Raw genomic sequence first — 26,079 nt, forward strand, 5'->3', positions numbered from 1 at the left:
GACGGATGCCGCAGCCCGAAGCGATGCGCCGGAAGCGTCCCTTCCGGCGCATTTTGTTTTTGGGCATCGCCACATCCATGAATCGCATCGCCATCGGACTCCACTACGACGGTTCGGCCTTTTCCGGCTGGCAGTCGCAGCCCCACCGCAACACCGTGCAGGACCACCTGGAAGACGCCATCGAGCGTTTTGCCGGCACGCGCCTGCTGACCACGGTGGCGGGGCGGACCGATACCGGCGTGCATGCGCTGGGCCAGGTCATCCACCTCGATACCGAGCTGGACCGCGACAAGTTCTCGTGGGTGCGCGGCGTCAACGCGTTCCTGCCGCCGTCCATCGCGCTGCAATGGGCGGAGCCGGTCGACGACGGGTTCCATGCGCGCTTCCTGGCCTACGAGCGGATGTATTACTACGCGCTCTACACAGGCCCGCACCGCGTGCCGATGATCCACGGCCGCGCCGGCTACCAGATGCTGCCGCCGGGCCAGCGGCTCGATGTCGATGCCATGCGCGCGGCAGCCGCCTGCCTGCTGGGCGAGCATGACTTCTCGGCGTTCCGGGCGGCCGAGTGCCAGGCCAAGTCGCCGGTCAAGACGATGTACGACGTGACGATCCGGGGCGACGGCAACTGGGTGTTCCTGCGGTTCCGCGCCAGCGCGTTCCTGCACCACATGGTGCGAAACCTGATGGGCTGCCTGGTGGCGGTGGGGCGGGGGCGTTACCCGGCCGAATGGATGGCCGAGGTGCTGGCCGGCCGCAACCGGCAGAAGGCCGCCCCGACATTCATGCCCGACGGGCTGTACCTGGTCGACGTGAAGTATCCTGAGCCGTACCAGCTCCCCGCGGCGGATGCGTCCGCCAGCTTCTTCCACGGAGTATTTGCCGATGGTCCCGACAATGGCGCCTGAATCCGGCCGCGTGCCGCCCCGCACCCGCATCAAGATCTGCGGGCTGACGCGTCCGGAGGACGTGCGTGCGGCCGTTGACGCCGGCGCCGATGCCATCGGCCTGGTGTTCTACGACAAGAGCCCGCGCTTCGTGGATGTGGCGCGCGCGGCCGCACTGGCCGAGCAGGTGCCGCCGTTCGTCACCGTGACCGGCCTGTTCGTCAACGCCGATGCCGAGGAAGTGGCGCATGTCACCGAGCGTGTGCCCCTGACGCTACTCCAGTTCCATGGCGACGAAACGGCGCAGCAATGCACGGATATCGCCCGCCGCTGCCGGCTGCCGTATATGCGTGCCGCCCGTGTCCAGCCGGGGCTTGATTTGGTAGAATTCGCCGATCAATACCGTGACGCCGCCGGCCTGTTGCTCGACGCCTTCGTGGAAGGCTATGGCGGTGGCGGCCACGTCTTCGACTGGACCCTGATTCCTGCTCAATGGCTTCCGCCCATTCCGACCAGCCCGCCCGCAAGCGACGCTCCTCGCATCGTTTTGAGTGGTGGGTTGAACGCGCAAAACGTCGCTGGTGCGATTGAACGCGTGCGCCCCTATGCCGTGGATGTCAGCAGCGGCGTGGAGGCGTCGAAGGGTGTGAAGGACCACGCCCGCATTGCCGCGTTCGTGCGCGCCGTGCGCAGGGCGGATGCAGGACAGGCCGGCCAGTAACGCCACGCCAGCACTGTTGCGCTGCCATCCCCGATTGCCCCCGGTCGCGCCGATCGCCCGATACCGAATTTGATGCGCTTCGCCACTATTGTGCGCTGAGCGCCACCTGAGAGCCTGGACATGTACGACTTGCCCGATTCCCGAGGCCATTTCGGCCCCTATGGCGGTAGCTTCGTTTCCGAAACGTTGGTCCACGCGCTGGACGAGTTGCGCGACGCCTATGCGCACTACCAGCAGGACGCGGACTTCAACGCCGAATTCCAGCGCGAGCTGAAGCACTTTGTCGGCCGCCCGTCGCCGATCTACCACGCACAGCGTTGGAGCGAGACGCTCGGCGGTGCCCAGCTGTTCTTCAAGCGCGAAGACCTGAACCACACTGGCGCCCACAAGATCAACAACGTGATCGGCCAGGCACTGCTGGCCCGGCGCATGGGCAAGAAGCGCGTGATTGCCGAAACCGGCGCCGGCCAGCACGGCGTGGCCACGGCGACCATCGCCGCGCGCTTCGGCATGGAGTGCGTGGTGTACATGGGCTCAGAGGACGTGCGCCGCCAGGCGGCCAACGTCTATCGCATGAAGCTGCTGGGCGCCACGGTGGTGCCGGTGGAAAGCGGTTCGAAGACGCTCAAGGACGCGCTCAACGAGGCCATGCGCGACTGGGTGACCAACGTCGAGACCACGTTCTACATCATCGGCACGGTAGCCGGCCCTCACCCGTATCCGATGATGGTGCGCGACTTCCAGTGCGTGATCGGCGAGGAGTCGAAGGTGCAGATGCCCGAACTGACCGGCCGCCAGCCGGACGCCGTGATCGCCTGCGTGGGCGGCGGCTCGAACGCCATGGGTATTTTCTACCCGTACATCGAGCACAAGGACGTGCAGCTGATCGGCGTGGAAGCGGCCGGCGACGGCCTGGACACGGGCCGCCACGCGGCGTCTCTGACGGGCGGGTCGCCGGGCGTGCTGCACGGCAATCGTACCTACCTGCTGCAGGACGAGAACGGCCAGATCATCGAGACCCATTCGGTGTCGGCCGGCCTGGACTATCCGGGCGTGGGGCCGGAACACGCGTGGCTCAAGGACATCGGCCGCGCGCAGTATGCGCCGATCACCGATGACGAGGCATTGAAGGCGTTCCACGACTGCTGCCGCATCGAAGGCATCATCCCGGCGCTGGAATCGAGCCATGCCATCGCGTACGCGTGCAAGCTGGCGCCGACGCTGCCCAAGGACAAGCTGCTGCTCGTGAACCTGTCCGGCCGAGGCGACAAGGACATGCACACCGTGGCCGAACGTGCGGGGTTGAAGCTGTAATGCGTGCGCTGCCCCCCGACACTACGACCCAGGCGGAAGAGGGCGGCGCCGCGGCGCCGTTCGACATCCTCGACACCGAAGCCGTCCGCCTGTACCAGGAAGACGCGCTTGAAGGCATCCAGCGCATCGCGGACGGATCGGTCGACCTGATCGTCGCCGATCCGCCCTATGGCCTGGGCAAGGACTATGGCAACGATTCCGACCTGCTGTCGGGCGACGCCTACCTGGAATGGTCCGAACGCTGGATGGATGCCATCATCCCCAAGCTGGCCCCCAAGGGCACCCTGTACCTGTTCTGCACGTGGCAGTACTCGCCCGAGCTGTTCGTGATGCTCAAGAAGCGGCTGACGATGATCAACGAGATCATCTGGGATCGCCGCGTGCCGAGCATGGGCGGCACCACGCGCAAGTTCTCGTCGGTGCATGACAATATCGGCTTCTTTGCCCGTCAGCGCGACTACTACTTCGACCTCGATCCGGTGCGCATTCCGTACGATGCCGAGACCAAGAAGGCCCGCAGCCGGCCGCGCTTCGAGGGCAAGAAGTGGCTCGAGGTGGGCTACAACCCCAAGGACCTGTGGAGCGTGCCGCGCATCCACCGGCAGGACCCCGAGCGCGCCGATCACCCCACGCAGAAACCGCTGGAGATCGTCGAACGCATGGTGCTGTCGAGCTGCCCGCCGGGCGGCGTGGTGCTGGACCCGTTCACGGGCAGCGGCACCACGGCGGTGGCCTGCGTGCGCCACGGTCGGCGCTTTGTCGGCTTCGAGATGAACCCGCAATATGCCTCGCTGGTGCGCGATCGCGTGCGGGCCGCGCAGCCCGTGTACGCGCCGATCCAGCCCGACAGCGTGGCCGACGGCCTGCCCGCGGGCACCGAGACGACGCCGGCCGCTGCCAACGACGATGCCAATGACGTGGCATCGCCGGTGCAGCGCCTTATCTGATTCCGATGGTCAACGACATGTCCCGTATCCAGAAGACTTTCGCGGCACTGGCCGCGCAGCAGAAGAAGGGCCTGATCCCGTTCATTACCGCCGGCGACCCGGCGCCCGCGCTGACCGTGCCGCTGATGCATGCGCTGGTGGCGGGCGGTGCCGACGTGATCGAGCTTGGCGTGCCGTTTTCCGACCCGATGGCGGACGGCCCGGTCATCCAGCGCGCCTCGGAGCGCGCGCTGGCGCAAGGCGTCTCGCTGACGCAGGTGCTGGCCTGGGTCAAGGAATTCCGCCAGACCAACGACACCACGCCCGTGGTGCTGATGGGCTATGCGAACCCGATCGAACGCATGGGCGAGGAAACGTTTGCCAAGGCCGCCTCGGCTGCCGGCGTGGACGGCGTGCTGGTGGTGGACTACCCGCCCGAGGAGTGCGAGTCGTTTGCCGGCCTGATGCGCGCCAACCAGATGGATCCGATCTTCCTGCTGGCGCCGACGTCCACCGACGACCGCATTGCCGCCGTGGCCAGGGTGGCCAGCGGCTATCTTTATTACGTGTCGCTCAAGGGCGTGACCGGTTCGGCCACGCTGGACCTGGACAGCGTGGCCGCGCGCCTGCCGTTGATCAAACAGCACGCCAACCTGCCGGTGGGCGTCGGCTTTGGCATTCGCGATGCGCAAACGGCGCGCGCGATCGGCAGCGTGGCGGACGCCGTGGTGATCGGCAGCCGCCTGGTGCAGCTGCTCGAAGACGCACCGCGCGACCAGGCCGTGGAAGCCCTGCGTGCGTTTATCGCCGACATCCGCCAGGCACTGGACGCCTGAAAAGGTGTCCAAAGCGTGACGATTGCCGGAAACGCGCAGCAAAAATCGTTGCCGATTGCGGCGGTTTGAGACTTAAGCGGCACAATCGGCGCGTTTTGCTTAGGCGAGATGTGCCGGGCGTGGTAAATTCGCGGCCTGATTCCCTGCCGTCCCTGTGTCCGCCCCCTGAAAACGGGGCGTCGATGCGCGGGCGGCAGTTATCCGAAAGGAGCTTTCATGAGCTGGTTGGATAAACTCCTGCCTCCCAAGATTCAACAGACCGACCCGTCCACCCGCAAGGGCATTCCGGAAGGGTTGTGGGTCAAGTGCCCGTCGTGCGAGTCGACGCTGTACCGCACCGACGTGGAAGCCAATCTGCACGTCTGCCCGAAGTGCGACCACCACATGCGCATCCGCTCGCGCGAGCGCCTGGACAAACTGCTGGACGCCGAAGGCCGCTTCGAGATCGGCCAGGAAATCGTGCCGGTGGACGCCCTGAAGTTCAAGGACACGAAAAAGTACCCGGACCGCATCAAGGCCGCCATGGATGACACCGGCGAGACCGACGCGATGGTGGTCGTTGGCGGTGCGATCCACACCATTCCGGTGGTCGTGGCCTGCTTCGAGTTCGAGTTCATGGGCGGTTCGATGGGCTCGGTGGTGGGCGAGCGTTTTGCGCGTGGCGCGCAGGCTGCGCTGGAGCAGAAGGTGCCGTTTATCTGCGTGACCGCCACGGGCGGCGCGCGCATGCAGGAAAGCCTGCTGTCGCTGATGCAGATGGCCAAGACCACGGCCATGCTGAACCAGCTGTCGAACGCCAAACTGCCGTTCATCAGCGTGCTGACCGACCCGACCATGGGTGGCGTGTCGGCATCGTTCGCGTTCCTGGGCGATGTGGTGATCGCCGAGCCCAAGGCGCTGATCGGCTTTGCCGGCCCGCGCGTGATCGAGCAGACCGTGCGCGAAAAGCTGCCGGAAGGCTTCCAGCGCGCCGAATTCCTGCTGCAGAAGGGGGCCATCGACATGATCGTCGACCGTCGCCGCCTGCGCGCGGAAATTGCCCAGCTGCTGGCGCTGCTGCAAAAGCAGCCGGCCGATGCGGTGGCCTGACGCGGTAGCGTGATTTGCAGGACAATGGCGCGGGTACCCACCCGCGCCATTTTGTTTTTAGTCGTGTCGTAACTCAGCATGCCCATCTTCCACACACTCCCCGACTGGCTTCAACACCTGGAAACCGCCCATCCTGTGGGCATCGACATGGGTCTGACGCGTATCACGCGCGTCAAGGAAGCACTGGGGCTGCGCATCGACGCCGTGGTGTTCACCGTGGGCGGCACCAATGGCAAGGGGTCCACCTGCGCGATGCTGGAACGCATCCTGCTGGAGGCCGGCTACAAGGTGGGCCTGCATACGTCGCCGCACCTGATCCGGTTCAACGAGCGCGCCCGGCTGAACGGCGAGCAGGCCACCGACGCGCAGCTGCTGCCGCACTTCGAGGCCGTGGAGCGCGCCCGCACGAGTTTTGCCGATCCGGTCAGCCTGACGTATTTCGAGTTCACGACGCTGGCCATCATCCATATGTTTGCATCGGCCGGGCTCGACGCGATCATCCTCGAAGTGGGCCTGGGAGGCCGGCTCGACGCCGTCAATGTGATCGACACGGACTGCGCGGTCATCACCAGCGTCGATATCGACCACACCCAGTACCTGGGCGATACGCGCGAGAAGATCGGCTACGAGAAGGCCGGCATCTTCCGCCCCAACGTGCCGGCCATCTGCGGCGACCCGATGCCGCCGCAATCGCTGATCGACCATGCCGAGGCCATCGGCGCCGACCTCTGGCTGGTGGGCCGCGATTTCCGCCACCAGGCCGCGGCGGGCCAGGAGCGCCAGCAATGGGACTGGACCGGCCGCGACCGCAAGCTCAATGGGCTGGGATACCCGGCGCTGCGTGGCGCCAACCAGCTGCTGAATGCGTCGGCGGCGCTGGCCGCGCTGCAGGCCATGCGCCCGCGCCTGCCGGTCAGTGCGCAGGAAGTGCGCAACGGGCTGGCGTTCGTGGAGCTGCCCGGCCGCTTCCAGGTGATGCCGGGGCGTCCGGCCGTGATCCTCGACGTGGCGCATAATCCGCATGCCGCGGCCACCCTCGGCCAGAACATGGAGAACATGGGGTTTTTCCGCTACACCTATGCGGTGTTTGGCGCCATGGCGGACAAGGACATCGCCGGCGTGCTGCGCCACGTGGCCGACAAGGTCGATCACTGGTGCCTGTGCGACCTGCCCACGGCGCGCGCCGCCACGGCTAGTGACCTACGCGAGGCACTGGACGCCACGGGCTTCCGGGAAGGGCCGGATAACACGGCGGCGTGCTTCTCGAGTCCGGAACTGGCGTATCGCGATGCTGTCGAGCGTGCAACCGAGAATGATAGAATCCTGGTCTTCGGATCGTTCTACACCGTGGCTGGCGTGATGGCATATCGCGCCACGCAGGCCAACTGAATGCCAGTCGGCATGTCTGGCTGAACTCCCGGGCCGGAACGACATCACACCGAACACCACTCTTTGGGCATTTATGGGCCTGCTTTCGCTGTTCTCGTCCCGCAAGGGCACTGACCCGGCACCCGAACGCGGTCGCCGCACGCGTGCGGAAACCGGCGCCGGCATCGGCGCGTCGCGCCGTACGGCCGACGAATACGCGGACGATACCCTCGATCCCGACTTTCCTCAGAAACAACGTGCGCGTCGCCGCCTGATCGGCGCCGTGGTGCTGCTTGCGGCGGCCGTCATCGTGCTGCCGATCGTGTTCGAGCACAAGCCACGGCCCGTGTCCGACGACGTGGCCGTCAGCGTGGCCAACGGCCAGGGCGCGCAGAAGCCCAAGGTCGAGGCGCGCAAGGCACAGGCGCTGCCGCCGTCGGCCAACGCCGGCCGCAACGACGCCGCGCTCGATGCAGGCGAGGAAATCGTCACCGCGCCGGCCGTGGACAAGCCCAGGGCCGACGCCAAGGTCGAGACCAAAGTGGCCGAGACCAAGGCCGCCGAGGCCAAGCCGGCCGATAAGCCGGCCGATAAGCCGGCCGACAAGCCTGCCGCCGCCAATACCAAATACCTGATCCTGATCGGCGCGTTCTCCTCGGAAGAGCGCGCGAAGAACTGGCTGGCCAAGCTCAAGGAGAGCAAGGTGCCGGCGTTCGTCGAAAAGAAGGCGCTGGCCGACGGCGACCGCATCCTGCTGCGCGCGGGACCGTTCGCCAGCCGCGATGCGGCCGATGCGGCCGACAGGAAGGTGCGGGCGATCGGCCTGACCTCGAAGGTGGTGGAGCAGTAGCGTCCCGGGCAGCGACGTAGCCGATAACGTCCCGATTACGTACCGATTGCAGGGCGGCAGTTTGCCCCCATCTGACAGGAACCCGCATCGCACGCATGGCTTTTACCTTTTTTGACTATGGCGTGGCCTTCATTCTGGTGGCGTCTGCGCTGATTGGCGTGCTGCGCGGCCTGGTGCGCGAGATGCTGGCGCTGGTGGGCTGGGTCGTGGCGTTCTTGCTGGCGTATCACTTTGGCGGCATGGCCGCGAAATGGATGCCGGAGTCTCTGCCGGGCGGCGAACTGACGCGCAGTGCGCTGGGCTTCCTGGCCGTGTTCTTCGGCACGTGGATCGTGTCGGCGCTGGCCGGGGCCATCCTCGGCCAGTTGCTGGAAACCACCGGCCTGAAGCCGGCGGACCGTGGCCTGGGCCTGGTGTTCGGCCTGGCGCGTGGCGTGCTGATCGTGATGCTGATCGTCGTGCTGGCGGGGCTCACGAAGCTGCCCGACGAGCCGTTCTGGCGTGACGCGGTGTCGCGCCCGTATGTGATCCAGGCGATGGGGGAGCTGCGCCAATGGCTGCCGCCCGACCTGGCCAGGTACGTCAAGACCTGAATCGAAGACGCGAGTGCTTGAACGTTGGGCGCTCGCGGCGCAGTATCAACGCAGTTCCGTCGCGTACATGACGGAACGGCGCCCCCTGAATCAATTTGCCTTTCCTGGGAGTTCGGCATGTGCGGTATCGTCGGCGTGGTTTCCACCAGCCCTGTCAACCAACTCATCTATGACAGCCTGCTGCTGTTGCAACACCGCGGACAGGATGCAGCCGGCATCGCCACGGCCAATGGCAGCACCTTCCACATGCACAAGGCCAACGGCCTGGTGCGCGATGTGTTCCGCACGCGCAACATGCGCGGCCTGCCGGGCACGTCCGGTATCGGCCAGGTGCGCTACCCGACCGCCGGCTCCGCGTCGAGCGAGGAAGAAGCCCAGCCGTTCTACGTGAACGCGCCCTACGGCATCATCCTGGCCCACAACGGCAACCTGACCAATTCGGATCAGCTGCGCGAGGAGATGTTCCGCCGCGACCGTCGCCACATCAACACGCATTCGGATTCCGAAGTGCTGCTGAACGTGCTGGCCGACGAACTGCAGCGCGCCAGCAATGGCAAGTCGCTGGAGCCGGAGACCATCTTCACGGCCGTCAGCGGCATGCATCGCCGCGTGAAGGGCGCCTATGCCATCACGGCGCAGATCTCGGGCTATGGCCTGCTGGCCGTGCGCGACCCGTTCGGCATCCGCCCGCTGTGCATCGGCAGCGTCGACACGCCGACCGGCAAGGAATACCTGATTGCGTCGGAATCGGTGGCGCTCGAAGGCATGGGCTACACCATGGAGCGCGACGTGGCGCCGGGCGAGGCGATCTTCATCGACCTGGACGGCAAGTTCCACAGCAAGCAATGCGCCGACAATCCGCAACTGACGCCCTGCATTTTCGAATTCGTGTACCTGGCCCGTCCGGACTCGTGCATCGACGGCGTGCCGGTCTACGATGCCCGCCTGCGCATGGGTGACTACCTGGCCGAGAAGATCCGCCGCGAAGTGCCGGCCGGCGAGATCGACGTGGTCATGCCGATTCCCGATTCGAGCCGCCCGGCCGCCATGCAGGTGGCCAACGCGCTCGGCGTGCCGTACCGCGAGGGCTTCTTCAAGAACCGCTATGTGGGCCGCACGTTCATCATGCCGGGCCAGGCAGTGCGCAAGAAGTCGGTCCGCCAGAAGCTCAACGCCATGGGCGTGGAGTTCAAGGACAAGAACGTGCTGATCGTCGACGATTCGATCGTGCGCGGCACCACGTCATTCGAGATCGTGCAGATGGCCCGCGACGCCGGCGCCAAGAAGGTGATCTTCGCTTCGGCCGCGCCGCCCGTGAAGTTCCCGAACGTGTATGGCATCGACATGCCCACGCGCGCCGAACTGGTGGCCCATGGCCGCACCGACGAGGAAGTGGCGCGCATGATCGGCGCCGACCAGCTCGTGTATCAGGACGTGGAGTCGATGAAGCAGGCCGTGCGCGACATCAACCCGAACCTGCGTGACTTCGACGCGTCGTGCTTCGATGGCAAGTACATCACCGGCGATATCGACGAGGCCTACCTGGATCGCCTGGAAACGGCGCGCAGCCAGGCCGACCGCGAAGGCAGCAACGGTGGCGATACCGAACGTTCGCAACTGCATCTGCAACGATCGGGCGGCAACGAATAACGACAAGCCATCAGATTGCGCACTCTGCTGCGCGGTCTGGGTCAGCAAGGCTTCCGTGTGGCCCTCTCCCCGCCGGCGGGGGAGGGCGTCTTCGATATTCCCTCGGCGCCCTCAGCGCCCTCAGCGCAGCAGTCGCCTGCGCAGCAGTACCAGGGCCACCACCAGCGCCACGATGGCATAGGCCGCCAGCACGGCCAGATGCAGCGCGGCATTCTCCACCGGCCTTCCCAGCATCAGCGGACGAATCAGTGCCACCGCGTGCGCCAGCGGCAGGACCATCGTCGCCTTCTGCGCGCCCTCGGGTAGCTGTTCCAGCGGGAAGAACACGCCCGACAGCAGCAGCATCGGGGTCATCACCAGCGTCTGGTAGAACATGAAGAAGTCGTAGCTCGGCGCCAGCGCCGTGATGATCATCGCCAGGCTCGCGAACGCAATGCCGGCCAGCACGATCACCGGCAGGGCGGCCAGCGCGCCCGGGAACTGCGCGTAGCCAAGCAGCCCCGCCACGATCATGATCGCGGCGCCCGACAGCACCGCCTTGCTGGCGGCCCATAGCACTTCTCCGAGTACCACGTCGCCCAGCGTCAGCGGCGCATGCATGATGGCTTCCCACGTGCGTTGCACGTGCATGCGCGAGAAGGCCGAATACATCGACTCGAAGCTGGCCGACATCATCACGCTGGACGCCGTGGTGCCGGCCGCCAGGAAGGCGATGTACGACACGCCATGCACCTGGCCCACCAGCAGGCCCAGGCCCAGGCCCAGGCCGAACAGGTAGATCATCGGATCGGCCAGGTTGCCGATCATCGACGGGATGGCCAGCTTCTTCCAGACCATGTAGTTGCGATACCAGACCATCATCCAGTTGCGCCCGTTGCGTGGCAGCAGGGGCTGGGGATAGTGCTGGGGGGCTGTCGACGCCGCAGATCCTGGCGAAATTGCGATGTCGGGATTGCGGGGGTCCTGTTCGCTCATCTCGGTCATCCGTGTCTCAATCTCTCATCTCGCGGCCGGTCAGCTTGAGGAACACGTCCTCGAGGTTGGCGGGCCGGTGCAGGTAACGTACGCCGCCCTTGCCGTGCAGGGCGGCCAGCAGCGGATCGGGCTGGCGCACGTAGCAGAACAGCGTCTCGCCGCGCATTTCGCACCGGTCGGCCAATGGCGTCAGCGTGTCGCGCAGGGGTTCGAGCTCGTCGCCGTAGACCTCCACCACATCGCAGCCGATTTCGCGATCGATCAGCTCATGCGGCTTGCCCTCGGCGATCTTGCGCCCGGCATCGATCACGCACAGGTGATTGCAGAGCCGTTCGGCCTCTTCCATAAAGTGCGTGGTCAGCAGAATCGTCTTGCCCGCGGCAAGCAGCGACTTGAGGCGCTCCCAGATCAGATGCCGTGCCTGCGGGTCGAGGCCGGTCGTGGGCTCGTCCATCACGAGCAGGTCGGGATCGTTGATCAGCGCGCGCGCCACGGTCAGGCGCCGGCGCATGCCGCCGGACAGGTCGCGCACCTGCGCATTGGCCTTGTTCTCAAGCCGCGCGAATTCCAGCAGCCGGGGCACCTGTTCGGCAATCCGGGCGGACGACAGCCCGAAGTAGCGGCCGAAGATGCGCAGGTTCTCGATCACCGAGAAGTCGGGGTCGAGATTGTCGAACTGCGGCACCACGCCCACGCGCATGCGGGCCTGCGGGGCGCGCAGCGGGATGGGCTCGCCACACAGCGTCAGCGTGCCCGATTCGGGCGTGGTCAGCCCCAGCAGCATGCGCAGCGTGGTGGTCTTGCCGGCGCCGTTGGGGCCCAGCAGCCCAAAGCACTGCCCGGGCTGGACTTCCAGGTCGAGATTGTCGACGACGAGCTGGTCGCCGTAGCGTTTGCGCACATTGCGCATCTGGAGGATGGCGGTCAAGGCGAGGTCCTTGCGAGCGATATCCGCCATTATGCCGGCCATCGCGTGACGCATTGTTGGCGCATCGCAGCAAGACAATTCCATTCGCGGCGGCATATCGGCAGGCTGGCGGGGCTGGGCGGACAGGCGTACGCTTGGCGTCTTCAGAACAACAATGACGACGCAACAGGAGAGCGCATGTCCTTCGAGCACTGGATCACATTCGTACTGACCAGCGTGGTGGTGCTGATCATTCCCGGTCCGACCATCCTGCTGGTGATTGGCGATGCGCTCGCGCACCGCGGCCGCAGCGCCTATGCCACGGTGGGCGGTGTGGCCGCCGGCGACCTCACCGCCTTCACGCTGTCGATGGCGGGCCTGGGCGCCGTCCTGGCAGCCTCTGCCACGCTGTTCACGGGCCTGAAATGGGCAGGCGCGGCCTATCTGGTCTATCTCGGCGTGCAGGCGCTGCGCACGGCTGGCCGGGCGCGCTCGCTCGATGTGGCGGCGCAGTCGGGCAGCGGACGCCAGCGATTTGCCAAGGCCTGGCTGGTGACGGCGCTGAATCCGAAGAGCATCGTGTTCTTCGTGGCCTTCGTGCCGCAGTTCATCGATGCAAAGCTGGCGTTCTGGCCGCAGGCCGTGGTGCTGATTCCCACGTTCGTGGTGCTGGCCACGGCCAACGCCATGGTCTACGCGCTGCTGGCGCGCTCGCTGGCCACGCGTCTGACCTCGCAGCGCGCACAGGCCAACGTGCAGCGCGCAGGCGGCATCACGCTGATCGGTGCCGGCGCGCTGATCGCCACGCGCACCTGAGCGCCCGCCATCGCGTTCCCGGCCCGGCACGCGGGAACGCGGACGAAAAAAAACCGCCAGCGAACTGGCGGTTTTTCTTTTGGCAAGCCCGAATCAGTAGAGCTTCTTCGGCAGCATTTGCATGCGCAGACGCTTGCGCAGACGGGCCTCGGCAGCCTTCTTCTTGCGCTTGCGCTCGGTCGTCGGCTTTTCGTAGGCGGTGCGGCTCTTCAGTTCCACGATCAGTCCAGTCTGCAGAATGGAGCGACGGAAACGACGCATTGCAACTTCAACGGGCTCGCCCGGTTTCAGAACGATCTTAGTCAATTCAGTCCTTCAGGAATAACCGCCAGAGGCGGTGGGTTCATAGGAGGGAAACGTGTCGCGTCCGGCTCCGGAGCCTTCCGAGACGTTGGTATCGCACGCTGCGGCGAATGCCGTGGTGCGCCCCCTAGAACCTGCTACGGACCGAAATCCATACTGCCTGTGTCAGGGGTGACGGGCCAAATTTTCCTAGCTAGGTAAAAACTTGGCGACTACCTGTTTCCGTGGATATTGCGCAAGAAATACGCCGGTAAGCTTTTACAGGTATACCGGACGGGAGTCAAGCTATTCAGGGCAATCCAAGACTATACCCCAGAAAATGTGCTTGAGAGCGCCTTTTCAATGGATTTTGCGTCAAGGCAACAGACTGCCCCACGCCGATGCCAGCAACACCAGCGCCAGGAGCCGTTCGAACCGCTTCAGCCGCGCGGGCGATCGAATGAAGCGCGCGGCCCCGGCGCCCAGCACTGCCCACGCCCCCATGCAGGGCAGCGACACGACAAAGAAGATCAGTGACAGCCGCATCACCTGATGCGGCTGGTCGGCGCCATGGCCGGCAAAGACACTGACGACGGCCAGCGCCATCATCCACGTCTTGGGGTTCACCAGCTGCAGGCCGGCGGCGCCTACGAGCCCGAGCGGCTTGCGGGGTGGTTCGTTGCCGTCCGTGGCAACGGCCGATGCCGGGCTGCGCCAGATCTGCCAGGCCAGCCAGGACAGCCAAAGCACGCCGGTCCACGCCATGGCGCGCTGCAGGAACGGATGGGTGGCCAGTGCGTCGCCGACGCCGATGCCGACGCTCAGCACCAGCAGCGCGGCGCCGCCGCAGCCGCCAACGATGATCGGCAGCGTAGCCGCCACGCCACGGCGTGCGCTGTGGCTCAGCACGATAACGTTGGTGGGCCCGGGCGTGATCGACGCCACGACGGCAAACATCAGAAAGGGGAGAAAGGGCAGGGTATCGCTCATGCGGCCATTGTTGCGGCCGCGCCGCCTAGGCGTCTGGAAGATTTGAGCAGCGTTTGCGATAGTGGGCCGGCGTCAGGCCATAGGCCCGGCGGAACCATCGGCCTAGATGGCTCTGGTCGGCGAATCCCAGCGCCGTGGCCACGTCGGCGGGCGTGGCGCCGCGTGCCAGCATATGGCGGGCGCGCGCCAGCCGCAGTTGCACCAGGTAGGCGTGTGGCGCAATGCCGAACGCGGCCTTGAAGGCGCGGGTCAGCCGATAGCGGTCCACGCCGCCGGCGGCGGCCAGGTCGTCCAGGCCGATGTCCTGGTCCACGTGGTCATGCAGGTAGTCGCGCGCGCGTTGGGCTGCCAGCGGCAGCCGCGGATCGATGGCGTGTGCCGTGCGCCAGCGCAGATTGGACGTCAGCCGGGCCAGCAGGGCGTCGAGCGCGGACTGCCGGACGATGCGCAGTTCGGGCTGTTGCAGCACCGTGAACGCATGGCCGATGGCTTCGATCAGTTGCGGATCTTCGCTCAGCGTACGCGCGAAGGCGGGCTGGCAGTGCGCCGGAGCATCGTCGAACAGCGCGCGGAGTTCGCGCGCCATCCACTGGGCGTCCAGATACAGCATCGAGTAGGTAAAGCCCTCGGGCGTCACGGCGTAGCCATCGTGGATTTCACCCGGCTCCAGCGTGAAGGCCTTGCCCGGCACGCTGCGCTGAACCTCGCGCCGGCAATGAAACTGCTGGATGCCCTGTTCGGTGTAGCCGACCAGGTAACTGTCATGCCAGTGCGGATCGTACGCATGGCCCTCGAAATGGGCGCGAATCGTCTCGATGCCGGTGTCGGCATCCTGCTTGAGGTCGATCCAGCTCTGGGGGCTCACTGCGGGGTCCTGGTTTGGCGTATGCGGCTGTTCATCATAGCCACATCGGCCAGGGCTTTCTGGAACGTTTGTGCGGGGAGGGGGGATTGCCGGTGCGACGGCGCGCGATTGGGATGCGCGGCGGAAAAAGAAAAAGGCCGATGCTTTCGCATCGGCCTTCCTCTTCTATCGGTTGGCTCCCCGACCTGGGCTCGAACCAGGGACCTACGGATTAACAGTCCGGCGCTCTACCGACTGAGCTATCGGGGAACAGCTGAGAAAGAAATTATAACCAGCTTCTCTTCGTTTCGTCAACAACTTTTTAACGTTTTGTTTTCGTCAGAAGTTGTCGTTGGAACTCTGGTTCGCCTCGAAACCGGCCAGCACTGGGCGTTTCCGCCTTTTGCTGCATTGCCGTGTTCAACAGCGAGGCCGCATTATAGCCAGCTTTTTAAATTGTGCAAACAAAAAAATCGCCCGGAGGCGATTTTTTTGCATTGGCCTTCGACAGGTCAATCGAACACCGGCGATTCCACGCCCAGCACCTTGTGCAGCTTCGGCGACGTCGTCGTGTATTGCATGTGGATCTTCTTGTCCGGGAAGATGTACGGCGCGGCGCCGAACGCTGCCAGCGCGGCTTCGTGGAAGCCCGACAGGATCAGCTTCTTCTTGCCCGGGTAGGTGTTGATGTCACCCACGGCAAAGATGCCCGGGATGTTCGTCTCGAACTTCTCGGTATCCACCTTGATCTGCTTGCGCTCCAGGTCCAGGCCCCACTCGGCGATCGGGCCGAGCTTCGGCGACAGGCCGAAGAACACCAGCAGGTCGTCCAGCGGCATGCGGCGCGTCACGCCGTCGCCACCGGTCACCTTGATCTCGGTGAGCACGCCGTCCTTCTCTTCATAGCCGCCGATCTGGCCGACCATGAATTGCATTTCCATCTGCTCGCACAGGTCGCGCATCTTGGCCACCGAGGCCGGGGCGGCACGGAAACCGTCGCGGCGGTGGATCAGCACGATCGACTCGGCCTTGCCGTGGAGGTCCAGCGCCCAGTCCAGCGCCGAATCGCCACCACCCACGATCACCAGGTTGCGGCCATGGAAGCGGCTCGGATCCTTCACGCGGTAGAACAGTTGCTTGCCTTCGAACTTGTCGATGCCTTCCACCTTGACCGTACGCGGCTGGAATGAGCCCACGCCGGCGGCGATGAAGATGGTCTTGGTGATGAAGCGGGTGCCGAGCGACGTCTCGACGAAGAAGCGGCCGTCTTCACGGCGCTCGACGACGCTGACTTCCTGGCCCAGGTGGAACGTGGGCGAGAACGGCTCGATCTGCTTGAGCAGGTTGTCGGTCAGTTCCTGGCCCGTGCAGATGGGCACGGCCGGGATGTCGTAGATCGGCTTGTCCGGATACAGCTCCACGCACTGGCCGCCCACTACCTTGAGCGAGTCGATCACATGCGCCTTGATTTCGAGCAGGCCGAGTTCGAACACCTGGAACAGGCCAACGGGGCCGGCGCCAACGATCAGCGCGTCGATTTCCAGCGGCTGGCCGCCGTTGTTGCCGCCAGCCTGCTGGGTCGCGTCGGCCACGGGATTTGGAATGCTCAAGTCCATATTCGTCCTGATACGTTGTGGGCACGGCAGGTGCCCGGTATTACGGGAAAGCGCGTGGGGACGGCTTTCTGCGACGCCGGGCAGGCAGATCCGGCGTGCCGCCGGCAGGTATCCGCCACCCGTTGCGTCAGTCTTCTCTTAGCGTTGCAGGTATTGCAGCTTGTCGGTGGCGTCCTTCCATTCCTCGGCCTCGGCCAGCGGGGCCTTGGTCTTGGTGATGGACGGCCAGTTGCGGGCCAGCTCGGCGTTCAGGTCAATGAACTGCTGCTGGTCGCCGGGCACATCTTCCTCGGCGTAAATCGCGTTCACCGGGCACTCGGCCACGCACACGGCGCAGTCGATGCATTCGTCGGGATCGATGGCCAGGAAGTTCGGGCCTTCGCGGAAACAATCGACCGGACACACATCAACGCAGTCGGTGTAACGGCAACGGATGCAGGCTTCGGTGACAACGTGAGTCATTTCGGTTCCAGAAAAACGGATCGGTCTTCGATGGGGAGTTTGTCCAAGGCCGGATTCTTGCCGGTCGTTCTTGCGAGTTGTCCGGGTACGCGCCAAACACCGTGCGTGTCAATCGGGATAACTTGGGGCGAGCGAGGGCCGAGGCCTTTCAAAGACCGATATTGTAGCTGAGCCTTCTCGCAAGGATAGTGAGTCTATATAGCCGGGTCAGATAGTTTTCTTATTTCTTTATGTATTTTTGGTGCGAAATCGGCCGCTGAGGCGCGTCTGGCGCAGGTTTGCGGGCGGAGCGATCTCCCGCTCGGCGGCCTCTCCAGCTAGTATTTCCCTGTGTTTTGCGCGGCTTTTCGGGCCAGCGGGTGCCCCCGCAGGCGCTTTTCATTCCGTTTCCGGCCGTTGCGCTCGAGTTGATCGAAGGCAAACTTGCAAGGGGATTTGCTTATGGCAGCCAGCCTGATGGGGCGCGGCAGGGGGCGTCGGACGGTCTTTCTGACCGGGGCCGCCGTGCTTTTTTGCGCCATGGTGGGCATGGAGGCAGCCGCCCAGCCCGCGCCGCCCCGGCAGGGCGAGATGGCCGATAGCGTGGTGTCGCGCCTGGTGGCGTGGCGTGCGCGTACCGACCAGCCCGTGACCTTGTCTGCCTTGACCGCCTTCGACTGGGACAGCTTCAGTGTGGTCCGGACCCCGGCGGGGATGGCCATGGCGAACTGCAATCGCGAAGGCTTCCTGCCGTGCGACAAGGATCTCCAGCCTTCGCCGGACACCCTGATCCAGGTGCTGCGCTTCGACCGGGCAGGGCAGTCGGTCTACCAGGAGCGCATCATGGCGGCCTCCGCCAATTTCGCCGATCCGCTACCCGCGGCCGTGCCGCGCAGCCAGGCCACGCTGGTCAGCTGCGATGGCGACCAGGGGCAGCGGCTCTGGTGCCTGCAATCGAAGCGGCCGGGTCGCCAGATTTCGCCGGCGCTGCGCGGCCTCGACGGCGGCTGACCCCGCGCCCGCGCCGGCCATCTCCATGCCGCGCGTGACTTTCGGTTAGCATGGTGGCCTGACTTCGCCGCGCCCCCAGCCTTGGCTTCGCTATGATCATCCGTTCCCTGCTCGACACCGACCTGTACAAGTTCACGATGATGCAGGTGGTGCTGCACCACTTTCCGCAGGCCGAGGTCGAATACCGCTTCAAGTGCCGCAACGCCGGGGTCGACCTGACGCCGTATGTCGACGACATCCGCGACCAGATCCGCCAGCTCTGCAAACTGCGTTTTACCGACGACGAGCTGCTCTACCTGCGCGGCATGCGCTTTATCAAGAGCGATTTCGTCGATTTCCTGGCGCTGTTCCATCTGAACGAGAAGTACGTGGTCGTGCAGCCGTCCGCCCAAGGCAACGGCGAGATCGATATCACGATCCGCGGGCCGTGGCTGCATACCATCCTGTTCGAGATTCCGCTGCTGGCCATCGTCAACGAGGTGTACTTCCGCCGGACGCAGCCGCAGGCCGATCTGGCCGAAGGACGCCGCCGGCTGGAGGCCAAGCTCGCCCTGCTGAAGTCGTCGAAATACGAGGACTGCGTGATCGCGGATTACGGCACCCGCCGGCGCTTCTCGCGCGACTGGCAGGAAGAGGTGCTGCTGTCGATGCGAGACATCCTGGGGCCGCAACTGGCCGGCACCAGCAACGTCCATTTTGCGCGGATGCACAACATGACGCCGCTGGGCACGATGGCGCATGAGTACCTGCAGGCCTGCCAGGCGCTGGGCCCGCGCCTGCGCGATTCGCAGGTCTACGCGCTGGAGAACTGGGCCCGCGAGTATCGCGGCGACCTGGGCATCGCACTGTCGGATACCTACGGATTCGACGCGTTCCTGCGCGACTTCGACCTGTATTTCTGCAAGCTGTTCGATGGCGTGCGGCACGACTCCGGCGACCCGTTCGAATGGGGTGAGCGCATGCTCGCGCACTACGCCGCCAACCGCGTGGACCCGCGCGGCAAGACGCTGATCTTCAGCGATGCGCTGAACATTCCGAAGGTCATCGAGCTATACGAGCGTTTCCATGGCCGCTGCAAGCTGGCGTTTGGCGTAGGCACGAACCTGACCAACGACCTGGGCTACACGCCGCTGCAGATCGTCATCAAGATGGTTCGCTGCAACGGCCAGCCCGTGGCCAAGCTGTCGGATACACCCGAGAAGACCATGTGCGACGATCCGGGCTACTTGTCTTACCTGCGGCAGGTGTTCGAAGTTCAGCCGGCCGCTTAGCCGGATTCATCCGCCGCCATAGCCGTTTTCTTATAATCGCCGAGCCCCGCAACCGATCAGGCCCATACCATGGAAACGAACGCCGCCCGTGACCGCATCTTCGCCCGCATTCGTGCCGCCCAGGGCAGGGGAGCGACGGTGACGCAGGGCGAGCGCGACGCCGTGGCCGATTACCTGGCGCGTCATCCACAGGGGCCCCAGCCCGAGGTGGCCGAAGACCGTGCCGCCGCCTTCAGCGTGCAGGCGCAGAAGATGGCGTCCACAGTGGACCGCGTGGCTACGTTGGCCGAGGTGCCCGGCGCCGTGCTGCACTATCTGGATGGTCTGAAGCTGACGCGGCGCGCCGTGGCCTGGAACAGCCTGGCCGACCTGCCGTGGGCGGCGCAGGGTCTTGAGGTCGAGTGCCGCCCGCCGGTCCGCGAGCCCCAGGCGGACCGCGAACATGGCGACCTCGTCGGCATTACCGGCTGCTTCGTGGCGATTGCCGAGACCGGCTCGCTGATGCTGCTGTCGGGGCCCGATACCTTCGCATCGGCCGCGCTGCTGCCGGAAACCCATATCGCCGTGGTGCCGGTCTCGCGCATCGTCGCCAATCTGGAAGAGGCGTTCGCGCGCATGCGCGCCGAACACGGCCAGCTGCCGCGCGCCACCAATATCATCAGCGGGCCTTCGCGCACGGGCGATATCGAGCAGACCATCGTGCTGGGTGCCCACGGCCCGTATCGGGTGCACGTGATCCTGGTCGATCGGCAATGACCGGCGCGCCCTGCGGCGCTGCATATCGAGGCACTTTCAGACCATTCTCAAAAGGGTTTGCTTTACACTGAGCCCTTCGCCGCGTGCTGCCGTCCCACCGCCCTGGTAACCAATCCGGACGCGTGCGCCTTGTCGTCTGTCTCACACGCAAAGCCGTGCCTCGCACCTGTCCCGGCGTGTGTTGCGATAAAGGAGATTGCTGTCTGATGCGTCGTGTCGCCACGCTGCTTGCTCAATATTTGCTTGCCACCTTGCTGCTGTCGCCAGCCCTGGCATTGGCCGCCGATGTCGATGGCGCCGCGCTGTCGCCCGTCTGGGGCGTGCCGTTCGCCGGTATCCTGCTGTCGATCGCGCTGTTTCCGCTGGTTGCGCCGAAATTCTGGCATCACCACTACGGCAAGATCGCCGCGGCCTGGGCAGTGCTGTTCCTCGTGCCGTTTGCCGCGCAGTTCGGCCTGCACGCGGCCGCGGCCAACGCCGTGCATGCGCTGCTGGCCGAGTACATTCCGTTCATCGTCCTGCTGACCGCGCTTTATGTGGTGGCGGGCGGTATCTGCGTGCGGGGCAACCTGCACGCCACCCCGCGGCTGAACACGGGCATCCTGGCGCTGGGTACGGTGCTGGCCAGCCTGATGGGTACCACGGGCGCCGCGATGCTGCTGATCCGCCCGCTGCTGCGCGCCAACGACAACCGGCGCCACGTGGCGCACGTGGTGGTGTTCTTCATCTTCCTGGTGGCCAATGCCGGCGGTGCGCTGACGCCGCTTGGCGATCCGCCGCTGTTCCTGGGCTTCCTCAAGGGCGTGGAGTTCTCCTGGACGCTGCGCAATATCCTGCCCGAGACGATCTTTATCTGGGTGGTGCTGCTGGCGCTCTTCTACGCCATCGACCGGTACTACTTTCTCAGGCGCGAAGAGGAACTGCCGCAGGCGCAGGACCCCACGCCGGACTCGGCCGGTATCCGGCTCGAAGGCAAGATCAATTTCCTGCTGCTGGCGGCGGTGGTGGGCCTGGTGCTGATGAGCGGGCTCTGGAAGCCGGGCATTGCATTCGACGTGATGGGCACGGAAGTACCGCTGCCCGCGCTGGTGCGCGACGGGCTGCTCGTGGGGGTGACGCTGGTGTCGCTGGTGGCGACGCCGCACGCCGCGCGCAGCGGCAACGAGTTCAACTGGGAACCGATGCTCGAAGTGGGCAAGCTGTTCGCCGGCATCTTCCTGACGATCATTCCGGTGATCGCCATGCTCAAGGCCGGCACCGATGGTGCCTTTTCCGGCGTGATCCGGGCGGTCAGCGACAGCAACGGGCAGCCGATCGACAGCATGTACTTCTGGGCCACCGGCATCCTGTCGTCGTTCCTGGACAACGCGCCGACCTACCTGGTGTTCTTCAATACCGCCGGCGGCGACGCGGCCACGCTCATGACGCGCGATGCCTCGACGCTGGCCGCCATCTCGGCGGGCGCCGTGTTCATGGGCGCCAATACCTATATCGGCAATGCGCCCAACCTGATGGTCAAGGCGATTGCCGAAAGCCGTGGCGTGCGCATGCCGAGCTTTTTCGGCTACATGGCGTGGTCCTGCGCCGTGCTGGTGCCGCTGTTCCTGGTGATGACGTTCCTCTTCTTCCACGTATGACTGCCATGAAGCCCCCTGTCCTTGTCACGCGCGCCATCTTCCCCGACGTGATCGAGCGTCTTTCGCAATATTTCGATGTCGATGCCAACCAGGAGGACGTGGTCCTCGATGCCGCGGCGTTGCGGGCGCGGCTGGCCGGCAAGGCCGGCGTGCTGGCCAATGCGGCGGACAGAATCGATGGCGACCTGGTTGCCGCGTTGCCGCAGCTGCGGGCGGTCTGCAACATGGCGGTGGGCTACAACAACCTCGACGTGCCGGCGCTGACCGCCGCGGGCATCGTGGCGACGAACACGCCCGATGTGCTGACCGAGACCACTGCCGATTTCGGCTGGGCGCTGCTGATGGCCACCGCGCGCCGCGTGACCGAGAGCGAGCACTACCTGCGCGCCGGCAAGTGGGAACGTTGGAGCTACGACATGCTGGTGGGCATGGACGTGTACGGCAGCACGCTGGGCATCCTGGGCATGGGCCGCATCGGCCAGGGCCTGGCGCGCCGTGCGGCGGGCTTTGGCATGCAGGTGCTGTATCACAACCGCAGCCAGTTGCCGGCTGATGTCGAGCAATCGCTCAACGCCCGCTATGTCAGCAAGGACGAACTGTTGAAGCAGTCGGACCACCTGATCCTGGTGCTGCCGTACAGTGCCGAGAGCCACCATGCAATCGGCACCGCGGAGCTGGCGCTGATGAAGCCCACGGCCACGCTGATCAATCTGGCGCGTGGCGGCATCGTCGATGACGGCGCGCTGGCCGCCGCGCTGCGCGATCGCAAGATCTTTGCCGCAGGACTCGATGTGTTCGAGGGCGAGCCGAGCGTGCATCCCGACCTGCTGACCGTGCCGAACGTCGTGCTGACGCCGCACATTGCGAGCGCGTCGGAGAAGACCCGCCGTGCCATGGCCAATCTGGCGGCTGACAACCTGATCGCCGCCCTGGACGCCGGCCCGCAGGCCGGCAAGCCACAGACCGTGATCAATCCCGAGGTCATGCCGCGCCGCCGTTGATCGGCGCGGATCGCCAGCTTTTCTATTTCCATGTCGCTCATCCCCTTGCTGACCCTGGCCGCCGCGTTGGCGGCCGTGATCCTGCTGATCGTGCTGTTGATGCGCCAGTCGCGCACCGGCACCGGCGAACTGTTGCCGATGCTGGGCGACCTGCGCGACGACGTGCGGGAGGACACCGCGCGCGGGCTGGAGCGCCTGGAGCGCGAACTGCGCACCGAACTGGCCGAAACGGCGCGCGGCAGCCGCAACGAGTCGGGGCAGCACATGCTGCGGTTCCAGCAACAGTTGTCGACCCAGTTGACCAGCATCGCCACGGTGCAGCAGCAGCAGCTTGCGCAGATGTCGGAGGCCAACGAGCGGCGGCTGGCTGACGTGCGGGCGACGCTGGAGCAGAAGCTGCGAGATATCGAGGCCAATAACGCCGCCAAACTGGAGGAAATGCGACGCACCGTGGACGAAAAGCTTCACGCCACGCTGGAGCAACGGCTGGGCGAATCGTTCAAGCTGGTGTCGGACCGGCTGGAGCAGGTGCATCGCGGGCTGGGCGAAATGCAGATGCTGGCGCAGGGGGTAGGGGATCTCAAGCGCGTGCTGACCAACGTCAAGTCGCGCGGCACCTGGGGTGAGGTGCAGTTGGCCATGCTGCTCGAGCAGATCCTGACGCCGGATCAGTACGGCAAGAACGTGGAGACCGTGCGCAATTCCGGGGCGCGAGTGGAATTTGCCATCCGCCTGCCTGGCCGCGAGGCGGGCGGCAGCCCGGTCTGGCTACCGATCGACGCCAAGTTCCCCAAGGAACAGTACGAGCGGCTGATCGACGCGCAGGAGCGCGGCGACGTGGACGGGGTGAACGCGTCCAGCCGCGAGCTGGAAGTGGCGGTGCGCCGCGAGGCGCAGACCATCGCCGAGAAATACCTGGCGCCGCCGGCCACCACCGACTTCGCCATCCTGTTCCTGCCGACCGAAGGCCTCTATGCGGAAGTCTTGCGGCGGCCGGGCCTGACCGACATGCTGCAGCGCGATTTCCGCGTCACCGTGGCTGGCCCTACCACGCTGACGGCGCTGCTCAACAGCCTGCAGATGGGATTCCGGACGCTGGCGCTGGAAAAGCGGTCGAGCGAAGTCTGGGAAGTGCTGGGTGCCGTGAAGACGGAATTCGGCAAATTTGGCGAAGTTCTGGCGAAAACGCGCGATACGCTGGTGCGTGCGGCACGCAATATCGAACAGGCGGAAGTCCGTACCCGGCAGATGGAGCGCAAGCTGCGCACCGTGGAGGCGCTGCCGGGCGAGATCGCGGAGCAGCTGCTGGGAACGTCAGGGATGATCGGTGCGGAGACGGCTGCCGATACCGCCCCGGCTGACGAGAGCGCGGGGCAGCCAGAGGACCGGCAGGCCTAGCGGCCGGAAGGGTCCGGCCCGGGCGAGGCGGTAAATTACTGGCGATCTTCCGGGCTCAGTTCACGGATGTGAACCTCGATGCCGCCGAAGCGCGCGGCCACCCAGTTGTAGGCGCGGCAGCCCAGCCAGAGCAGGCCGAAGCCGATCAGTGCGTTGAGGATCAGGGCGGTGAAGACGGCAATGCCGGGCAGATCGCCATAGCGCACGAAGGCGACGAACAGGCCCATGGCCACGATCGGTACCGAAAAGCACAGATAGACCAGCACAAGTGCCCGGGCAGTCTTGACGGGATGGAGGTACGCGATCTCCTGGTGCATGACGACAGACAAGATATTGGGGATTGGGATTTTCGTGCTGCAAGTGTAGCGATTGGGGCTTGCGACGCCTAGAGCGCCCGGCTGCCCGATGAGTCATTTCAGACGGCAACGGTGCTTTCCGGCAATGTATGCAGCACAAAAACGACACCGTCGGCAGTGACCGGCTTCACGCCTTGCAAGTGACGCATGAATCGGATGGATTCATGCCGCCGGGCGGTGTTCCGCTTGGCGGGACCGCGCCCGATGCGCAGCCCCGCAGCGGGGGGTGGGCGCCGTCAGACCAGGCCGTCGAACAGCATGACCTGCACGGTGTCGCCGGCCGCCACCGGGCCCTGGTCGTGATCGAGCACGACAAAGCAATTGGCTTCGCTCATCGATCGCAGCACGCCCGAGCCTTGCTGCCCGGTCAGCCGGACCTCCAGGTTGCCGTCGGCGCCCGGCGCCAGGATGCCGCGCTGGAATTCGGTGCGGCCCGGCTTCTTGCGAATCGGCGTGGCGGTGCGCACGCGGACGCGCGGTAGCGGCGCCACATTGGCACCCATCAGCCGATGCAGGGCGCCGCGCACGAAATGATAGAAGGTGACCATCACGGCCACGGGATTGCCGGGCAGGCCGAACAGCACGGCATCATGGCCGTTCGACGAAATACGCCCGAACGCCATTGGACGCCCCGGACGCATGGCGATCTTCCAGAACGTGACGTCGCCCAGTTTTTCCATGATCTGCTTCGTATAGTCGGCATCGCCGACCGATACGCCGCCTGACGTAATGATGGCGTCGGCATTCTCGCAGGCGCTGCGGAATGCCGCTTCCATGACGTCGGGGTCGTCGCGCACCACGCCCATGTCGATCAGTTCCACATTGAGCCGGCGCAGCATGCCGTGCAGCGTGTAGCGATTCGAGTCGTAGACGCAGCCCGGATCGAGTGTCTCGCCGATCGATCGCAGTTCATCGCCGGTCGAGAAAAACGCCACCCGCAGGCGCCGGCGAACCTTTATCTCGGCTACGCCCAGCGATGCCAGCATGCCCAGATCGGCCGGCGTCAGGACCCGCCCCGCGTGCAATGCGGCCTGGCCGCGCGCCAGGTCTTCACCGCACAGCCGCCGGTTGTCGCCCGCTCGCACGGCGTCGGGCGCAAAGCGCACCAGATTGCCACCGGCCTGGATCTCGACGAATTCCTGCGGAATCACGGTGTCGCAGCCGGCGGGCATGATGGCCCCGGTCATGATGCGAACCGCCTGGCCCGCCTGCGCCTCGCCGGCAAAGGCGTTGCCGGCATAAGCGGTGCCGATGACCTCCAGCGCGATACTGGCGTCGCCCTGGGTCAGCGCCCGGCTGGAGAACGCGTAGCCGTCCATGGCCGAATTGTCGTGCGCGGGGACGTCGATGGGCGAAATGACGTCAACGGCCAGCACGCGGTCCAGCGCGCTACGAATCGCAAGCTGCTCGATGCCACGGACCGATTCCACCACATCGGCAATGATGGCATTGGCCTGGTCCACCGGCAGGGCGGTGGGGTCGTAGTCGGACTGGCAGGAGATGACGGATTGCAGCGAAGGCATGGTCTGGGTCGTGACACGCGC

Annotated in this window: 26 protein-coding genes and 1 tRNA gene; 17 read left to right on the top strand and 10 right to left on the bottom strand. The window is 65.5% G+C overall.

The window, feature by feature from the left end; translation table 11 throughout:
• Positions 1-77: 77 nt before the first annotated feature.
• The 10 genes from truA (at position 78) to purF (ending at position 10,234) form a co-directional block, all read left to right on the top strand.
• Positions 78-908 (top strand): tRNA pseudouridine(38-40) synthase TruA, encoded by an 831-nt coding sequence (gene truA / locus AC3G88_RS02980; RefSeq protein WP_153945450.1) that lies wholly within the window; start codon positions 78-80, stop codon positions 906-908.
• Entirely contained in the window at positions 898-1,608 is a 711-nt protein-coding gene (locus AC3G88_RS02985) for a phosphoribosylanthranilate isomerase (RefSeq protein WP_488770487.1), read from the top strand. Before truA ends, AC3G88_RS02985 begins: the two co-directional genes overlap by 11 nt.
• Before the next feature lie 120 nt (positions 1,609-1,728).
• Positions 1,729-2,922, top strand: a complete 1,194-nt coding sequence (trpB, locus tag AC3G88_RS02990; protein WP_488770486.1) for a tryptophan synthase subunit beta — start codon at positions 1,729-1,731, stop codon at positions 2,920-2,922.
• A complete protein-coding gene (locus tag AC3G88_RS02995; protein WP_400392618.1) occupies positions 2,922-3,869 on the top strand; it encodes a DNA-methyltransferase in 948 nt (315 codons plus the stop codon). The genes trpB and AC3G88_RS02995 overlap by 1 nt, the downstream gene beginning before the upstream one ends.
• A 17-nt stretch (positions 3,870-3,886) precedes the next feature.
• Positions 3,887-4,684, top strand: coding sequence for a tryptophan synthase subunit alpha (gene trpA / locus AC3G88_RS03000; protein ID WP_400392621.1), 798 nt, complete (start codon positions 3,887-3,889; stop codon positions 4,682-4,684).
• 216 nt (positions 4,685-4,900) lie between these two features.
• Positions 4,901-5,773 (top strand): acetyl-CoA carboxylase, carboxyltransferase subunit beta, encoded by an 873-nt coding sequence (accD, locus tag AC3G88_RS03005; protein WP_066731042.1) that lies wholly within the window; start codon positions 4,901-4,903, stop codon positions 5,771-5,773.
• A gap of 78 nt (positions 5,774-5,851) precedes the next feature.
• A complete protein-coding gene (gene folC, locus AC3G88_RS03010) occupies positions 5,852-7,162 on the top strand; it encodes a bifunctional tetrahydrofolate synthase/dihydrofolate synthase (protein ID WP_488770485.1) in 1,311 nt (436 codons plus the stop codon).
• A gap of 73 nt (positions 7,163-7,235) precedes the next feature.
• Positions 7,236-7,991 carry an SPOR domain-containing protein gene (locus AC3G88_RS03015; protein WP_488770484.1) on the top strand — a complete coding sequence of 252 codons (756 nt, stop codon included), beginning with the start codon at positions 7,236-7,238 and terminating at the stop codon, positions 7,989-7,991.
• Between the two features lie 95 nt (positions 7,992-8,086).
• On the top strand, positions 8,087-8,584 hold the full coding sequence (locus AC3G88_RS03020) for a CvpA family protein (protein WP_488770483.1): 498 nt from the start codon (positions 8,087-8,089) through the stop codon (positions 8,582-8,584).
• A 117-nt stretch (positions 8,585-8,701) separates the two neighbouring features.
• A complete protein-coding gene (gene purF, locus AC3G88_RS03025; protein WP_400392635.1) occupies positions 8,702-10,234 on the top strand; it encodes an amidophosphoribosyltransferase in 1,533 nt (510 codons plus the stop codon).
• 120 nt (positions 10,235-10,354) lie between these two features.
• Here purF and AC3G88_RS03030 read toward each other — a convergent pair whose 3' ends face one another.
• On the bottom strand, positions 10,355-11,209 hold the full coding sequence (locus AC3G88_RS03030) for an ABC transporter permease (RefSeq protein ID WP_400392641.1): 855 nt from the start codon (positions 11,207-11,209) through the stop codon (positions 10,355-10,357).
• A 16-nt stretch (positions 11,210-11,225) separates the two neighbouring features.
• Positions 11,226-12,119, bottom strand: a complete 894-nt coding sequence (gene nodI / locus AC3G88_RS03035; RefSeq protein WP_400392644.1) for a nodulation factor ABC transporter ATP-binding protein NodI — start codon at positions 12,117-12,119, stop codon at positions 11,226-11,228.
• Between the two features lie 195 nt (positions 12,120-12,314).
• Here nodI and AC3G88_RS03040 point away from each other — a divergent pair, with 195 nt between their 5' ends.
• Positions 12,315-12,932, top strand: a complete 618-nt coding sequence (locus AC3G88_RS03040) for a LysE family translocator (RefSeq protein WP_488770482.1) — start codon at positions 12,315-12,317, stop codon at positions 12,930-12,932.
• A gap of 93 nt (positions 12,933-13,025) precedes the next feature.
• On the opposite strand, the gene rpsU is transcribed toward AC3G88_RS03040, so the two are convergent.
• The 6 genes from rpsU to fdxA all read right to left on the bottom strand — a co-directional run bounded on the left by rpsU (position 13,026) and on the right by fdxA (position 17,126).
• Positions 13,026-13,238 carry a 30S ribosomal protein S21 gene (rpsU, locus tag AC3G88_RS03045; protein ID WP_066731027.1) on the bottom strand — a complete coding sequence of 71 codons (213 nt, stop codon included), beginning with the start codon at positions 13,236-13,238 and terminating at the stop codon, positions 13,026-13,028.
• A gap of 351 nt (positions 13,239-13,589) precedes the next feature.
• Positions 13,590-14,204, bottom strand: coding sequence for a LysE family translocator (locus AC3G88_RS03050; protein WP_488893105.1), 615 nt, complete (start codon positions 14,202-14,204; stop codon positions 13,590-13,592).
• Positions 14,205-14,229: 25 nt separating this feature from the next.
• A complete protein-coding gene (locus AC3G88_RS03055) occupies positions 14,230-15,069 on the bottom strand; it encodes an AraC family transcriptional regulator (protein ID WP_249641098.1) in 840 nt (279 codons plus the stop codon).
• A 173-nt stretch (positions 15,070-15,242) separates the two neighbouring features.
• Positions 15,243-15,318, bottom strand: a tRNA-Asn gene (locus AC3G88_RS03060).
• 242 nt (positions 15,319-15,560) lie between these two features.
• A complete protein-coding gene (locus AC3G88_RS03065) occupies positions 15,561-16,664 on the bottom strand; it encodes an NAD(P)/FAD-dependent oxidoreductase (RefSeq protein WP_092594285.1) in 1,104 nt (367 codons plus the stop codon).
• Positions 16,665-16,802: 138 nt separating this feature from the next.
• Positions 16,803-17,126, bottom strand: coding sequence for a ferredoxin FdxA (gene fdxA, locus AC3G88_RS03070; protein WP_066731019.1), 324 nt, complete (start codon positions 17,124-17,126; stop codon positions 16,803-16,805).
• 441 nt (positions 17,127-17,567) lie between these two features.
• Between fdxA and AC3G88_RS03075 the strand changes: the two genes are divergently transcribed.
• The 6 genes from AC3G88_RS03075 to AC3G88_RS03100 all read left to right on the top strand — a co-directional run bounded on the left by AC3G88_RS03075 (position 17,568) and on the right by AC3G88_RS03100 (position 24,179).
• The gene (locus AC3G88_RS03075) at positions 17,568-18,116 is read left to right on the top strand and encodes a hypothetical protein (RefSeq protein ID WP_488770480.1); all 549 of its coding nucleotides are present in this window, start codon (positions 17,568-17,570) and stop codon (positions 18,114-18,116) included.
• Between the two features lie 92 nt (positions 18,117-18,208).
• Positions 18,209-19,387, top strand: coding sequence for a nicotinate phosphoribosyltransferase (gene pncB / locus AC3G88_RS03080; protein WP_153945436.1), 1,179 nt, complete (start codon positions 18,209-18,211; stop codon positions 19,385-19,387).
• Between the two features lie 69 nt (positions 19,388-19,456).
• Positions 19,457-20,143: a LutC/YkgG family protein gene (locus AC3G88_RS03085; protein ID WP_488770479.1), complete on the top strand. Its 687-nt coding sequence runs from the start codon at positions 19,457-19,459 to the stop codon at positions 20,141-20,143.
• Between the two features lie 206 nt (positions 20,144-20,349).
• Entirely contained in the window at positions 20,350-21,780 is a 1,431-nt protein-coding gene (locus tag AC3G88_RS03090) for a sodium:proton antiporter (RefSeq protein WP_488770478.1), read from the top strand.
• Positions 21,781-21,785: 5 nt separating this feature from the next.
• On the top strand, positions 21,786-22,781 hold the full coding sequence (locus AC3G88_RS03095) for a 2-hydroxyacid dehydrogenase (protein WP_488770477.1): 996 nt from the start codon (positions 21,786-21,788) through the stop codon (positions 22,779-22,781).
• Between the two features lie 30 nt (positions 22,782-22,811).
• Positions 22,812-24,179, top strand: a complete 1,368-nt coding sequence (locus tag AC3G88_RS03100; RefSeq protein ID WP_488770476.1) for a DNA recombination protein RmuC — start codon at positions 22,812-22,814, stop codon at positions 24,177-24,179.
• Positions 24,180-24,214: 35 nt separating this feature from the next.
• Here the strand turns inward: AC3G88_RS03100 and AC3G88_RS03105 are convergent, their stop codons facing one another.
• On the bottom strand, positions 24,215-24,496 hold the full coding sequence (locus AC3G88_RS03105; RefSeq protein WP_092594280.1) for a hypothetical protein: 282 nt from the start codon (positions 24,494-24,496) through the stop codon (positions 24,215-24,217).
• A gap of 275 nt (positions 24,497-24,771) precedes the next feature.
• On the bottom strand, positions 24,772-26,058 hold the full coding sequence (moeA, locus tag AC3G88_RS03110) for a molybdopterin molybdotransferase MoeA (RefSeq protein WP_488770475.1): 1,287 nt from the start codon (positions 26,056-26,058) through the stop codon (positions 24,772-24,774).
• Between the last annotated feature and the right edge of the window lie 21 nt (positions 26,059-26,079).

It is taken from the genome of Cupriavidus sp. 86D6 (assembly GCF_057815095.1).